Source organism: Streptomyces sp. V4I8, from assembly GCF_041261225.1.
Classification (GTDB): Bacteria; Actinomycetota; Actinomycetes; order Streptomycetales; family Streptomycetaceae; genus Streptomyces.
Genome location: NZ_JBGCCN010000002.1, coordinates 311083 through 324400, shown reverse-complemented (window position 1 = coordinate 324400; position 13318 = coordinate 311083). Strand labels below are relative to the sequence as shown.

The window sequence follows — 13318 nt, the reverse complement described above, 5'->3', positions numbered from 1 at the left end:
CCAACGGCGTCAAGGATGAGCTGGGACTGCACAGTCATGTACATCGAAATGGCATCGCGACTACTGGAGCCCGTCCTGCTGGCCCTGGCGGTCCTTGCTGTCCGCAGCCGCATCAAGCGCTAGGCAACCAGGTCCAAGGCCTTTGCGGGCGCCTTAGCCGTGGGGCAATGAGGACGTCCTGTAGACCGCACCTCATGTACTTCACGTCAATGAGGTGCGGTCTGTGGGACGTCAGGTCGCGCGGCGTAGAGGGACGACGACGTTCTCCCCCATGCGCTTGGGGTCGAGCCGGTAGTACTTGATGTGCCCGAGCCTCTCGGTCTCCTCCAGCCAGCCGGCCTCAATGACCTGCTTACGGGTGCGGGAGAAGACGGGCGGTGCCATGCCGACGAGTTTTGCCAGGTTGGCGGCAGTCTCGAAAACGGCGCCGGACCGGTCTGTCGGGTGCAGGGCGTACAGCATGACGACGAGGCGCTGGTTGGCGGTCATGCCGACCGTCTTCTCAAGCAGCTCGAGGTTCTTCTGCTTGTCGTCGGTGCTGGTCACTGGGCCTCCCACCGCGCAGGGGCGTTTTCGTTGAATCCGGGGATGTCCGGCGGGTTGCACGTCTTCACTGCTTCGCGCTGTTCGATCCCGGTGCCGTGGAAGGCGATGTAGGGGCTGATCCGGTAAAAGTTGTAGTTACCGATGCGTCCTCGGACAATCAGGATGCGGTGCTTGACCAGCTTCCTGTTGATCTTCCCCACGGCATCGGTGGACATCCCTACCCGCTTGGCGATGTCCGCTCCGGTGGCCCTCAGCGGCTCCATACCCTCGGGCGAGACCCCGATCCACCACAGGACCAGAAACTTCTGGCTGGGCGTGAACGCCTTCGATTCGGTGATCGCCTCGACGCGGGCCTTGTCGACCTGTGTGTGCCTGCCGGAGAAGGCGTATGGCGCATAGGGGACCGGCTCGCCCGTGTCGGCGTCAACCAGTCTGCGTACTGCTCCCAACGGACCCTCCGGCGCAAGGGGGTTGATGGATGGTTCACGAAGGACGGCTGTGAGGCCGACCAGATGAACTTAACGTACATGAGCAGGACGTCAATCAAGTCCGCCTGTCAGCCGTGTCGCTTGCCCTCATGTGAATAGCCCACTTTGCCGAACCCCGAGCTTGCCCACGCAGGGAGACATGTACGCCACGTCAATCTGATGCTGCTACAGGATCGTGGTGCCCGGTTCCTAGAGCCGTAGTTGCCGATCGCTCAATCGCCTTCCCAGTCAGACTGATCGTGGTGCACGACTCCTGGGACTGCGTGACACGGCTGAGAGATCTGTGTACTCAGGTCTACCGATCGCCTTCTACTGCTGAGGGATCTGCTTACCAGTTCCCTCGATCTTGGTCGAATGGGGTGTTTATGCAGGTCAGGAGCTCTTTGGCGGCCGCACTCTCTTCACTCACACAGGAGCCGCTTGCCCTGCGACTCTGGCCCTCGACCAAGCGGTGTCATGCGCCACAGCGCCTTCACTCTGTCGTCATCGCACCAGCACTCAAGGGAGCAACAAACGAAGCTCAGCCACACGCCGACACCCTCCTCCGCCCGCTGCCGACACAAAACCGAGCGGACATGCCGGTCGCAGTGTGCGTGCCTCCGCGCCACAGGACCCCGCCGCTTTCCGGCGCGGACGGCCTGTGCCACGACGAAACGGATTCGCGCCGGGAAGTGGTGGGGCAGCGGGGTCCAGGGGCCGGCGAAGGCCCCTGGTACCACGCACCGTCACCACAGTGCAGGACGAATTGCATGCCGGTGGTCCCTCGACCGGCCCCCCCCCGGCGGCGCTAGGCATCGGTGACCCGCTCTCGAGGACTCACCGGCACCACCAAGAGAGTTCTGCGGCGTGGTCGATTGCTGGCCAGGCGCGAATCTTCCTCTGACGGTGTTGTCAGTGGAGCACGGTTGAATCCACGACGTGCTTGCGTTAGTTCACTCCCGCCCAGAGAACCCGATGCTCAAGTACCTGCGGCAGTAAGCCATTCCCAGCCAGGCAGCCCCGGGCGTGGGATACGTGTACGTGATCGGTTTCGACGGGCCAGGCTCCTACGTGAAGGTCGGCTCCACGGCTGCGCCCCAGGACCGCCTGCTGGCGCACCTCTACACCGCCAGGAGCCGGGGACTCCGGCTCGCCGGCTTATGGCTCTCCCCCGCCCACCCCGAGTATCGCCTCATCGAGCAGTGCGCCCTCACCGGCTGTCGCGCCATCTTCCCCTCCGCCACGCCGCGCAGCGAGTACTTCCCGGGGATGCCATTCGAACAGGCGCGAGTAGAGGCGGCCAAGGCGGCTTACGGCTTCCGTAGCCATCCCACCAGCAGCCCTCCCAGCGAGCTCGCGGCGGGACAACACGAGGTTCTGGCCCACTACTTGCGCAGGCGAGTCAAACGGCTACCCCTGGGACCGGAAGATGCCTTCCGCTTCCGCATCGGCCTGCGACGTCGCTTCGCACAGGGCAGCGCCCCCACACGCTTCCTACGGCGAAACAGCCCATATGAGCAGCAAGGTGACCTGCTCCGACTCCCATGACCCCTGACAGCGGCCACCCGGCCTGCCACATCTTCCCCACGTGCTGGTGGACAACCGTGGGCTGAAGCACTGCGCCACCTTGGCCTTGATCAGCGAGGGGTGCACCGCGGGCGGGGCGGCCTCAGCGCTTGTTGTCATACCCCTTGGTTTGCGGCTGGTCCGTCAGCCACCACGCAGGAGGCTGCGGGGTGGCGTCCTTCCACTGGTGCAGTGTCTGGTCGTCTTGGTGCTCGTCGTGGTCGTCGCGCCACCGTGTGCAGTACTGGCGCCCCTCGGTTGGGACGATGAGCATCGACGGGCAGCGGTCCTTCCCCCGGTACCGCACACGCAGCTCGTCGACGGCGGTGGTGGTCGGTTCCACAGTCCAGTCCGCAGTCTCGAGCGTCGCCTCCAGGGCGACGTTCGGCTCCAGCCTCACGTAGCCGCCGCGGCGTACGTCCTGGTCGATCGCCGACGCCGAGATGGTGTACGGGTACTTGCGCAGGGCCAAGTCCGTCAGGAGCGTCAGCCACTCGTGGGTGTCCGCAAGGGCGTATCCAGTGCGCTGCGGCAACCCGTTGCGCGTGGGGTACTCGTGCAGCCGGTTGGCGTCGACCTCGCGCTCGCGGCGGCCGGTGGCAGCGTCCGCGATCAGCACGCGCTTGCCTCCCGGGCGCACGATCCGAACGTACCGGGCCGTCTCCTTGGGCTGCCCGCACGGCGCGTACACCTGCCCGCGCTTGAGGTGGTGCTCCACGGCAACTCCCGGGGTTCGTCGGAGACCCGACGACTCTATCGGCGGCTGTGGCGCGCCCAGGTGGATGCGGTGCCCCGGCTCAGAAGTGGGTCCTGGCTGCAGTCCGGTCAGTATCCGAGGTGGTGCTGGCGAGCGGTGACCAGGGAGCGCCAGCGGGCACGGACGGTGGGTTCATCGTCGAGCCACTGTACGGCCGACCCGCTGGGCTGGGGCAGGTCGCCCATGGCAGCTGCGATATGGACGTAGTAGGCGAAGTCGCCGTTCGCGGTTGCCTCGTGCAGACGGTCAATAGTGGCGGTCAGGTCGTCCTGTGCGCCTCGTACAGCGTGGTGGAAGACGAGGGTGACCTCCAGGAGCGGGGTGAGCCAGGCGAGCCCGGCGACGGCGATCTCGGTGCGCAGCACCGCGGCGCGGTCGGTGACGTCGTTGGTGCCGGCGTCGCGTACGAGGGCAGCAACCTGGGCGAGGAGGGTGGTGGCGCGCTGGTCGAGCTGGCCGAGGAGCTGGTGGGCGAGGGCGAGTTCGTCGTCTGCACGGGTCGGGTCGGTGAAGGCGCAGGCCAGGGAGAGGAGAGTCTGGGCGATGGCCCGCTCGCCCGGTGCGTTGTGCTGTTCGGCTTCGGTCCGTGCGGCGTCGAACGCGGCGATGGCGCGGTCCATGTCGCCGTGGGGGAAGTGGATATGGCCCAGGACGCGGTGGTGGCGGCCCTTCCAGCCCAGGGTGGGGATGGCGGCGAGCGCGGCGGGGAAGTCGCCGCGGATCCGTGCGAGGTTGGCCAGGCCGCGGCGGGCGCGCGGAGCGAGCCGGCCGTCTGCGTCGGCGACCTGGCAGTAGCCGTCGAGGGCGGCGTCGGTGCGGCCGAGGTCCTTGTGGACCTTGGCCCGGTAGTACAGAGCGAGTTCGGTGAGCTCGCCGAACAGCAGACCGGCGTCCAGGACGGCGGTCAGGCGCTCGGCGGTGCGTTCGCGATGCTCGTGCTGGCGGCGGGCGATGGTGGCGAGGAGCTCGGCCAGGGCGTCGGCGGGTGTGTCCGGTCCTGGCTGCTGTGCGGCGTCGCCGAGCGCGGGCGTCTGGGCGGGTGGGGCGATGGGCTCCCAGACGGAGTCGTCGGTGTAGGCGTAGGCGGCGTCGGTGAGCCAGGCGAGGTCGTCGAGGCGGTGGTCACGTGCCAGTCGCAGGCCCTGGCGCAGGTACGCAACGAGCAGAGTCCGGCTGGGAACGACCGAGCTGGCGTCCTGCCATTGCCGACCGAGGGCAGCGAGTGCCCGGACGGCAGCCTGGTGCCAGTCAGCTGCGGTCCACTGGTCCTCGAGGTGGTCGTCGCCTGTGCGCAGCGCGGTGCGGATGGCGCCGTGCAGGTGGTACGGCCAGACCGCGTGCGGGTCTTCGCTGATCATCGGCCGTTCGATAAGCCGGCGCGCCGCGGACTGGTGGGTGAGGCCAGCGGCCTGGGTGGCCAGATCCAGGTCCCAGGCGTCCAACAGGCTGGCGCTGCGCAGGACATGGCGTTCGTCGGTGGTCAGGTCCGACAAAGTGCGCGCGATGAGGGCGGGGAAGGTGTGGTCGAAGTCGGCGGGCACGGGATTACGCCCGGTGCGGCGGATCTCCAGGTAACGGCTGACTGCCAGGTCCAGGTGGAGGGGCAGGCCGTGCGAACGCTCGGTGATGACCTCACGGATTTCAGGACTGATCAGCGGCTGGCCGTCCTGGGTGAGGCGGCGGGCGAGGTGGTCGTCGCAGTCGCGTGGGGGGAGGTCCCCGATCAGATGCTGGCGGACGCCTCCCTGCCTGGCGGTCGGGGCCGGCTGCTGGGCACGGGCCAGGCCGGGCCAGGCGGCCTGGCCGGTGTAATCCAGCTGGCCCTGCAAGGCGGGATTGGCCCACGGCAGGCGGTTGCGGCCGCTGACGACGAAGAACGCGTGCGGCATCAGCTACACCAGGCGCTGCAGTGTCGGCGGCGGGTGAACCGTGACCCAGTTTGGGCGGGTGAATAGTGACCCAGGTGTCTTCTGTTGCGTGTGTTCAGTCGTCTTGGTTGTCGGTGGGGATGCGTCCGAGTTCGCGGCCGCGCATGCGATACGAATCGCCCTTGAACGAGTGGACCTCGGCGTGGTGGACGAGGCGGTCGATCATGGCGGCGGCCACGGTCTCGTCGCCGAAGACCTCTCCCCAGCGTCCGAAGGGCTTGTTGCTGGTGACGATCACGGACGCGCGTTCGTATCTGTTCGAGATGAGCTGGAAGAACAGGTTCGCGGCTTCGGCCTCGAAGGGGATGTAGCCGACCTCGTCCACCACGATCAGCGGGTAGCGGCCCAGTCTGGTGAGCTCGTCGGCCAGACGGCCGGCTGCGTGGGCGGCGGCGAGCCGGTCGACCCACTCGGAGGCGGTCGCGAAGGCGACGCGGTGTCCGGCCTGGCAGGCTCTGACCGCGAGCCCGATCGCCAGGTGTGTCTTTCCGGTCCCGGGCGGACCCAGGAAAACGGCGTTCTCCTTCCCGGCGATGAAGTCCAACGTACCCAGATGCGCGAGCTGTTGGCGCGTTATCCCGCGCAGATGGGTGACGTCGAGTTCCTCGACCGTTTTGACGGCGGGGAACCTCGCCGCGCGGACGCGGGCCTCGCCGCCGTGCGATTCGCGGGCGCTCACCTCGCGCTGGAGCACGGCGACGAGGTATTCGGCGTGCGTCCAGGACTCCTTGCGGGCGCGTTCGGCCAGCCGTTCGGCGGCGTCCAGCAGGGCCGGGGCCTTCATCGCGCGGGCGAGGAAAGCCAGGTCAGTCAAGGTCTGCCGGCCCGTCCGACGGGAGGATGCCGCCGCTGCCGTCCTGGCGGTGGTGGTCTTCTCGACGGCGCCGGGCTCTTCCTCGCCTTCGTCGTCGCCGGAGGCTGTCGCGGGGCGGGGCATTCAGCTCGCCTCCTTGTCGCCGCCGCCGTCGATGACGGTGAACAGTCGGTCATAGGTGTCCAGTTCGCGCTGTTCGACCTCGACCATCGGGCCGGACGAAGCAGCCAGCCGGCTCTGGCGGGCTGCCTGCTGACGGTGCACTCCCTGACGCATCCGGGTGCCGGTGGCGGCGTGTTGGGGGTCGGTGAGGGTCTGGTGCTTCGCCCAGCACCTGGGGTGCTGGGCGACGATCTCCCCGCCGGTGGCCAGGACGATGACCTCATCGTTGTCACAGAGCACCGTCACCGTCCTCCCGATCGCGGCGGGGTCGACGGAGTAGTCGTTGGTGTCGATGCGGACGTAGTGGTCGCGGCCGAGCCGGATGGAGAAACGCCACCAGGACGGCGGGTCGACCGGCGGCAGCGCGATCATCCCGGACTTGTCCGCCTCCCACCGCTCGCTCGGACGGGCCTGCAGAGCGCGGTGCCGGCGCCGGTTGGCGACCTTCAGCCACTCGCCCAGCTGGGCGTTGAAGTCGTTGGGGCCGGAGAAGTGACGGCCCGGCAGGAAGCTGGTCTCCAGGTAACCATTGGCCCGCTCCACCAGCCCTTTCGTTTCTGGATCGCGGGGGCGGCAGAGGTAGATCCTGGTGGAGAGCAGGCCCGCGAACGCGGCGAACTCGCCGGTCACCTTCCCGCGGCCGATCCCGGACTCGTTGTCCCAGACCAGCATCTTCGGGACGGCGCCCCAGGCGGACAGCAGCCGCCAGTGCCCGTCGATCAGGTCCCCGGTCCGCCGCGAGGGCAGCATCCTCGCGGCGATCATCCGCGAGTAGCCGGACACCATCACCAGCACCGGCGGCTGCCCGGTCTGCCCGTAGCCGAGCGGGATCTCCGCGTCGGGGAACCACAGGTCGCACTGGGCCAGCTCACCCGGCCGATACGTCGTCCGCGACACCGGGTCCACCGGGATATAGGCGGGACGCAGGTCGCGGACCCGCTCCTTGAGCACGGTCATCCCGCGGTCCCAGCCGATCCGCTCGGCGATCACCGTCGCGGGCATCGTCGGCGTCTCCCGCAGCAGCTCGCGGATCTGCACCTCGACCGCGTCCACCACCGAGCCCTTGGCCGGCCTCTCGTACTTCGGCGGCCGGTCGTGCGCCAGCGCCCGCTTCACCGTGTTCTTCGAAATGCCCAGATGGCGGGCGATCGCCCTGATCGGCATCTGCTCGGCCCGGTGCAACCGACGGATCTCTGCCCAGTCCTCCACAAGGATCACCTCTTCCTCCTGACCTTGATCAACAAGGCCAGAGTCAGACGAAGATCACCAAGAGGGTCAGTTTTGATACGCCGTCAGAGGGTCAGCGTTCGGCCGTCGTCGAGATGCAGCAGCCGCTCGGTGTCGCGGTGGCGGTCGCCAGTGTCCTCGAAGGTGTCCAGCAGGATGACCGGCACCACCGAATGCTTCGCAGGCAGGCGGCTGATCTCCCACGCCAGCAGGTGCGGATAGTAGGAGAGCGCCTCCAAGTCGGGCTCGATCTCCAGCAGATCGGCAGTCCGCGCGCAGCCTGCCAGAGCCCGCGCCCGCTCTCGCCGCTCGCGCAGTGCCGTGACGAGCGCAGACACGACCTGCCCGGCCGCCGAGCCGACCAGGCCGGGCAGTTGCAGGGCGCCGACGGCCTCACTCACTGCACCCTGAACCTGCTGCGGCAGCATCTGCCCGAACCTTCCCGCAAGGCCGGTGCGCCGAACGTATTCCTCCAGCGGCTCGCCGGGGTGCTGCGCCTCCCAGTAGCGGCGCAGCGCCAGGTCGAAGCTGGGCAGGGGGCGGCCGACGTGAGCTGCGAGGGCGAGGCGGATCGTGAGCAAGACGCGTTCAAAGTCCGGCCCGTTCGATGCCGAGCGGGCCAGGTCGATACGGACCGGCAAGATCCGCTCACCTGCCCAGGCGGGCTCGCCCCACTGGACGGGACGCTGCTCGGCATCGGTGAGCGAAGCCTCGATCTTGCGCAGCAGAGTCGACTTCCCCACGCCGCCCACCCCGTGGAACACGATCAGGTTGTTGCGCGGTGCCTCCAGGTCCTCGACGTCGAATCCGGGGGCGGCGATGTGCCGCAGGTGCTCCTCGATAGCGGTGGCGACCAGATGCCACTGGCTCTGGCGATTGGTGAACGCCTCGCTGCTGCCCACAGGGTCATTGGAAGTGAACAGCGCACGAAGGTCGGCCATGTGACGAGGTCCCCCCAGAAGTGATCACCTGAGACCCAATCTATGCCGCGTACGGTGACCGGCCACAGGCCAGGTCCAGCCCAACACCGAAAATGATCTTTTCGCTGTTTCCGACACCCCGGAGGTGGTCTCCTATGAACGAGTCCGCATCGCCCTCACCGTCGTCCTCTGATCCGCAATCCCCGTCGGGGCCGGCCCCGGGCCCGGGTGGTGAGAACACGGTCGGGATTGAGGAGGCGCACCAGGTCGTGGGCGCCGTCATCGCCTGGTACAACCGGCAGCTGCTGCTCGCACGGCGTTCCGGTGACCAGCGGCGTTTGGAGGAGCTGACGGCGCAGCGGCAGAAGTGCGTGGAGGACCAGGCCCGGATCCAGGACGCCGGGCCTGAGGAGATCACGCGTATCGCCGACTTCTACACCGAACTTCTCGCAGAGCTGGAAGCCTCCGAGCCGCCCGCTGAGGAGTAGCCGCAGCGGATCTGCGTGCCGTACGCGGGCCTAGGCGGGCACGGGCAGCGCGGCCGCGGGGGCGTACGTCGGGAGGTGGCGCGGCTGCTGGGCGGGCATCAGTGGGCATGCCAGCGCACCGATCGCGATGAGGTCGTCGCGGTACTGCGGCATCGCTGCGAGCAGCTGGCGCTGCGTGGCCCAGAACCTCGCGGCCTCCTCCCGGGTGTAGGGGCGGGCCTGCTCCGCGATCAGAGCCAGGTCGGCTGCTGGAGGCCGCACCCAATGCCCCTGCCCGTCCTGTGTGTTGCGATACAGCGGGTGGGCATCGCGCCGCATCACCAGGACCTCATCGACGACCGACAGCTGCTCCGCCATCGCCACCACCTCCGGCAGGACCGCGAAGTGGGCGTCGTGCCCGGCAGCGGTGGTGAACCGGGCAGGCACGCCCCGCCTGCTCACCTTGGCGTAGCGGGCGGCCGTGCCCTGCCGCGAATCTGCCGCGCGCACCGCCAGGACCACCAGCTCCACCCGGTAACCGGCCTGCCGGTACAGGGACGCGCCGGCGACGAACCCGGCGGCGCTGCCCGGGGTGACCTCGATGACCACGTCCCCACGCCGCTCGCGCACGTACGCCTCGGCCTGCGCCTGCCAGGCCCGGTAGTCGGCGCGGATCCGCGCCGAGGCCGTACGCGGTTCCTCGCGCAGCAGTTGCAGGTAGTCCGGGTGGGAGAACTTGAAGTCGTCGCCCGTGATGTGGGCCGCGCTGCGCAGGGTACGGCGGACCATCTGGGCGGCCCGTGTCTTGCCCGCGCCGGGCTGGCCCACCACGTACACGGCGACCGGCTTCTCCTGCGGGGTGATCCGCCCCAGCAGGGACGGCACGATCAGCTCATCGAAAACCCACTTGTGTTCCTCTGCGGAGAGCCGGTGGTAGTCGATCCCCGGCGCTTCCCGGCGAGGCTGGGCGATCCGTCGGACCGGGTCGGCCAGGGCGGCCGCGCGCTCGGCGTCGCGGCGCACGGCCAGAGCCCAGTCTTCCGGCAGCTTCTGGTCGTACACGCGTCGGTCGGCGTCGGCGAGCTGACGGCGGAACAGTCCCGTTTCTCTCGCGTCCCACGGGCGCCTGCGCTCAGCGAGCACCGCCTCTGCCGCGCCCTCCGGGCGGCGCCAGTTCCCGTCCGGGCCGAGTTCGTTGCTGTACACGACTTCCAGCGCCTCGGCGGCGCGCCTCACGACGAAGACCCGGTCCAACAGGTGTGCGGCCTCCACTATGCGGAGGGTGTCGACCAGCGCGGCCGCGCACGCGTCGTGGTTGTCCCAGGAGACGTACCGGGCCTTGCCCTCCTCGGCGAGACGCAGGTACCGGTCCAAAACGCCGAGCTGGCTGACGGCCTCGGGTACGGCCAAGGCCACGATCTCCACGAGGTAGCTCGCCTGCCGATACGCGGCCACCTCGTTCAGAAACCCCTGCGCGTCGGGCAAGGGCGCCTCCACCACTGCGTCGTATCGGTCGGCCCGCACCCGGGCCTCCACCTCGGCCTGCCAGCGGTATGTCTCCGGCCGCACCCGCACCCCGGCGGTGCGCACGTCCTCGGCGAGGAAGGCGGTGTAGCAGGGGTGGACGTTCTTGTAGGCGTCGCGGTCTACCCGAACCGCGCCGCCACGCCGTTCGAGCGCACGGTGCACCAGGTCGACGACCAGCGTCTTGCCGCTGCCCGGCTGCCCGGCGACAAACACCACGACCGGGCGCCGTTGAGATACCACCCCGCACAAAGCGCTGGGCAGCACGGCGTCCGCCAAGACCTCCTCGGACCAGTCCCCGACCGAAACGGCGGTAGCAGACGCGGCCAGACCTGTCTCCAGCGGCTGGGCCGGGGGTTTCACGGTCCGGGACCGACTCGCCGAACTCACGTACTCCTCCACGAACGGGCTGCTGCGGGACATCAAAGTGAGCGAGGGAACCCGACTCGAGCCGGGCCGGTTGGTCAGAGCTGGTGCAGCTGCGTGCGCAGCGCATCGAGGGTCTGGCCGGCAGCAGTCCGCCACAGCGCCCACCCGTTCGACGCCGTGCCGGTCACAGCCGAAGCCGCCTTCGACGGCGAGGTAAACGGCACCGCCTTCCCCTCGACGATCAGCCGTCCGTCGGCGGTCACCGTCGCCACCGCCTCCCGGCCCGCCCGCGGCTGCTGGAACGACAGGGTGTCCCCCGCCTTCAACAGCCCCTTCAGCATCAGCTCAGCCAGCGGACCCTGCGGGGCGATGGAACGCCCCTCACCACAGACACCGCCGTCGTGCGCGTTGTCGGGTGCGACATCGATCGACAGGGTGATATGGACCGTTTCATCCGGCCCGGCGGCTGCCAGACGGGCCACCAAGGACGAGTCGAAGTGCAGGCTCACGGTCGGCAACGCGGGACTCCTCTGAACAGCAACACGAGGCAAGCGATCACCACTCTACCTCAGAGAACTCAGGAGACCTCCACTTCACTTGCCTTTGAAGCAGTCAGGAGAATTACCGCCCGTGCCGACGCCGGGTAGGAGCTGTGGTGGGGGTCATGGAGCTTTGCAGGCCGGGCGATGGCCAAGAGGCTTGGATCGTGGACGGTGTCCTGGCAGATGAGTCCGGCGGGCGTTAGAGACAGCCACTCAGCGTCGGAGCGGCTGCTCGCGTGTCATCGCATCGGCCAACTGCCGGCGGGCCACAAACAGCGCCGTGTCCAACTGGCGAGTGCCCGTGACCACGCACAGCGTGTACGTCACGTCCTCGAGCTGGCGCCTGATCTGCGCACTGTCACCCGACGCCAAGCGCCGCCTCAACGTGTCACAGCGCTCGACCAGCTCCCTCAGGAGCGAAGGATCCGCCCTCAGCACGACGGCCACCTCCGTCCTCACCCATTCGGACCCACCCAGCTACGGTCGCAGCCATCTCTGCCGACCGCACCCGGAAGCCGAACCGCCTGCCCCGGTCACGCTTCCCCGGGGCGGCCTGGCAGCCCGATCGTGCGGCTGGGGATCACCGTGAACGTCTGCGCAGGCCGCGCACGGACATCGCCCGGCTGCACCGCTGGGAGAACAGTCCAGCCGGGCGGGCGGACCCACAGGCTGCACACCTGCGGGCTGCGCTGGACCCGCCGGAGAACCACGCCCGCCGCCCCGCCCGCCCGGATAATCACACCTGCGCTATATCCGCCTGCCGACCGGCCGCGGCGCGCCAACACCGCACACCACGCCCCCGAACAGCTCAGACACACTCACCAAGGCACCACGACGGACACCACGGACGGCACAGTCACCTTCGAGGAAGCCGAGTTCACCGGCGGCAAGGTCGCCTTCGGCGGTGCACAGTTCACCGGCAGCACGATCACCTTCGTGATGTTCGGGGTGCGGTTCCGGATGGGCTTGCCCCCAAGCCGATCTCCTCTGCCGCCGGGCTGAGCCTGCCTTCCGACTGGTAGCTGACCCACAGGGCGGCGTGTCACTGGAGGCTAGATGGACAAACTGGTCCAGTCACGCCCCTCGCCGCCCAGCGCGACCGTCTGACCGACCCGCACACGGCTGTGGTCCCCAACACCTTGCGTATGGGGGACCACAGCCGTTCAAGCGGAGCCGGGACGCGCGACGGAGAAGAAAGGTCTGACTCAGGCCAGAGCGTCGGGGTCGATCCCCTGGGCCCTGGCCAAGGCGAACAGAACCCGCTCGATGCCATCCAACCGCTGCGTGATCGTGCGCTCTCCCGGTGCGCCGATGGCATTGGCGAGTGAGTCGATGTTCCCGAACGCCGTGGCCTGCTGTTCCCGGATCTCCCCGAGCTGCTCACCGTGCTCGGCCAGGGTGCGCCCCGTACGGAACGCTTCCGCCTCCAGATCTCGGAGCCGCTCGTCGTGCGTCTTCGTCTCTCCCACCATGCCCCCATCCTGGCAGATGCCGACCAGCGCCGATGCCGGTCGCCCGCCAGCCCATTCAGTGGGCACGATCACACCAGGTCAGATCCATGTGGTGTGGCCGAACCGACGGCGCCGTGGTGCGTGGCGTCTATCGTGCGGTGCACCTTACGAAGTCGGCCAGTCGGTCAAGTCCAGGTAATCCCCGGGATCTAGGCCGCTTTCGACGAGGTGCAGCCTCCGGATGAGCTCTTCCAGGACGCTCCCGAGTGACACCTTGTCCTGCGTGGTGAGTGTCAGTGCGCGCGTCGACACCTTCCGCTCGTCACTGCGTGCGCCCTGCTCTTTGGCCTCCGCGAAGTACTTCGACGAAACATTGAGGCGCTCGGGAGCGGTCTGATCACTCTCACCAGCCCACTTCTCCAGGTGCGTGGCGAGCCAGTAGGCGGCGTTGTCAACGGGGAGGCTCCCGGCTCGGAGCCGACGTAGGCACTTGGTCCGTGCCAAGTTGGTCCAGTCTGTATCCCGCCAGGCCCAATCCGGTTCTGGCGGGGGGCCATGCTGGATGACAGGAGTTGGTT

13 protein-coding genes are annotated in these 13318 nt (G+C 68.4%); 1 reads left to right on the top strand and 12 read right to left on the bottom strand.

The window, feature by feature from the left end; genetic code table 11:
- Nucleotides 1-231: 231 nt before the first annotated feature.
- The 7 genes from ABIE67_RS47620 to ABIE67_RS47590 all read right to left on the bottom strand — a co-directional run bounded on the left by ABIE67_RS47620 (nucleotide 232) and on the right by ABIE67_RS47590 (nucleotide 8408).
- Nucleotides 232-489 (bottom strand): replication initiation protein, RepL2, encoded by a 258-nt coding sequence (locus ABIE67_RS47620; protein ID WP_370270839.1) that lies wholly within the window; start codon nucleotides 487-489, stop codon nucleotides 232-234.
- Nucleotides 490-542: 53 nt separating this feature from the next.
- Nucleotides 543-995 (bottom strand): MarR family transcriptional regulator, encoded by a 453-nt coding sequence (locus tag ABIE67_RS47615; protein ID WP_370270577.1) that lies wholly within the window; start codon nucleotides 993-995, stop codon nucleotides 543-545.
- 1687 nt (nucleotides 996-2682) lie between these two features.
- On the bottom strand, nucleotides 2683-3297 hold the full coding sequence (locus tag ABIE67_RS47610) for a hypothetical protein (RefSeq protein WP_370270575.1): 615 nt from the start codon (nucleotides 3295-3297) through the stop codon (nucleotides 2683-2685).
- Nucleotides 3298-3404: 107 nt separating this feature from the next.
- Entirely contained in the window at nucleotides 3405-5225 is a 1821-nt protein-coding gene (locus ABIE67_RS47605; protein WP_370270573.1) for a hypothetical protein, read from the bottom strand.
- Nucleotides 5226-5319: 94 nt separating this feature from the next.
- Nucleotides 5320-6201 carry an IS21-like element helper ATPase IstB gene (gene istB / locus ABIE67_RS47600; protein WP_370251535.1) on the bottom strand — a complete coding sequence of 294 codons (882 nt, stop codon included), beginning with the start codon at nucleotides 6199-6201 and terminating at the stop codon, nucleotides 5320-5322.
- Nucleotides 6202-7458, bottom strand: coding sequence for an IS21 family transposase (gene istA / locus ABIE67_RS47595; protein WP_370251537.1), 1257 nt, complete (start codon nucleotides 7456-7458; stop codon nucleotides 6202-6204).
- A 74-nt stretch (nucleotides 7459-7532) separates the two neighbouring features.
- Nucleotides 7533-8408: a hypothetical protein gene (locus ABIE67_RS47590; protein ID WP_370270570.1), complete on the bottom strand. Its 876-nt coding sequence runs from the start codon at nucleotides 8406-8408 to the stop codon at nucleotides 7533-7535.
- A gap of 248 nt (nucleotides 8409-8656) precedes the next feature.
- Between ABIE67_RS47590 and ABIE67_RS47585 the strand changes: the two genes are divergently transcribed.
- Complete coding sequence (locus ABIE67_RS47585) at nucleotides 8657-8875, top strand: hypothetical protein (RefSeq protein WP_370270565.1); 219 nt, start codon at nucleotides 8657-8659, stop codon at nucleotides 8873-8875.
- Between the two features lie 30 nt (nucleotides 8876-8905).
- Here the strand turns inward: ABIE67_RS47585 and ABIE67_RS47580 are convergent, their stop codons facing one another.
- From ABIE67_RS47580 to ABIE67_RS47560, 5 genes are all read right to left on the bottom strand, one after another.
- Entirely contained in the window at nucleotides 8906-10801 is a 1896-nt protein-coding gene (locus ABIE67_RS47580; protein ID WP_370270562.1) for a zeta toxin family protein, read from the bottom strand.
- A 41-nt stretch (nucleotides 10802-10842) separates the two neighbouring features.
- Entirely contained in the window at nucleotides 10843-11256 is a 414-nt protein-coding gene (locus ABIE67_RS47575; RefSeq protein ID WP_370270559.1) for a DUF4357 domain-containing protein, read from the bottom strand.
- Between the two features lie 246 nt (nucleotides 11257-11502).
- Nucleotides 11503-11736, bottom strand: coding sequence for a DUF5133 domain-containing protein (locus tag ABIE67_RS47570; protein ID WP_370270555.1), 234 nt, complete (start codon nucleotides 11734-11736; stop codon nucleotides 11503-11505).
- A gap of 758 nt (nucleotides 11737-12494) precedes the next feature.
- A complete protein-coding gene (locus ABIE67_RS47565; RefSeq protein WP_370270552.1) occupies nucleotides 12495-12761 on the bottom strand; it encodes a hypothetical protein in 267 nt (88 codons plus the stop codon).
- A 144-nt stretch (nucleotides 12762-12905) separates the two neighbouring features.
- Complete coding sequence (locus tag ABIE67_RS47560; protein WP_370270548.1) at nucleotides 12906-13244, bottom strand: hypothetical protein; 339 nt, start codon at nucleotides 13242-13244, stop codon at nucleotides 12906-12908.
- Nucleotides 13245-13318 lie beyond the last annotated feature (74 nt).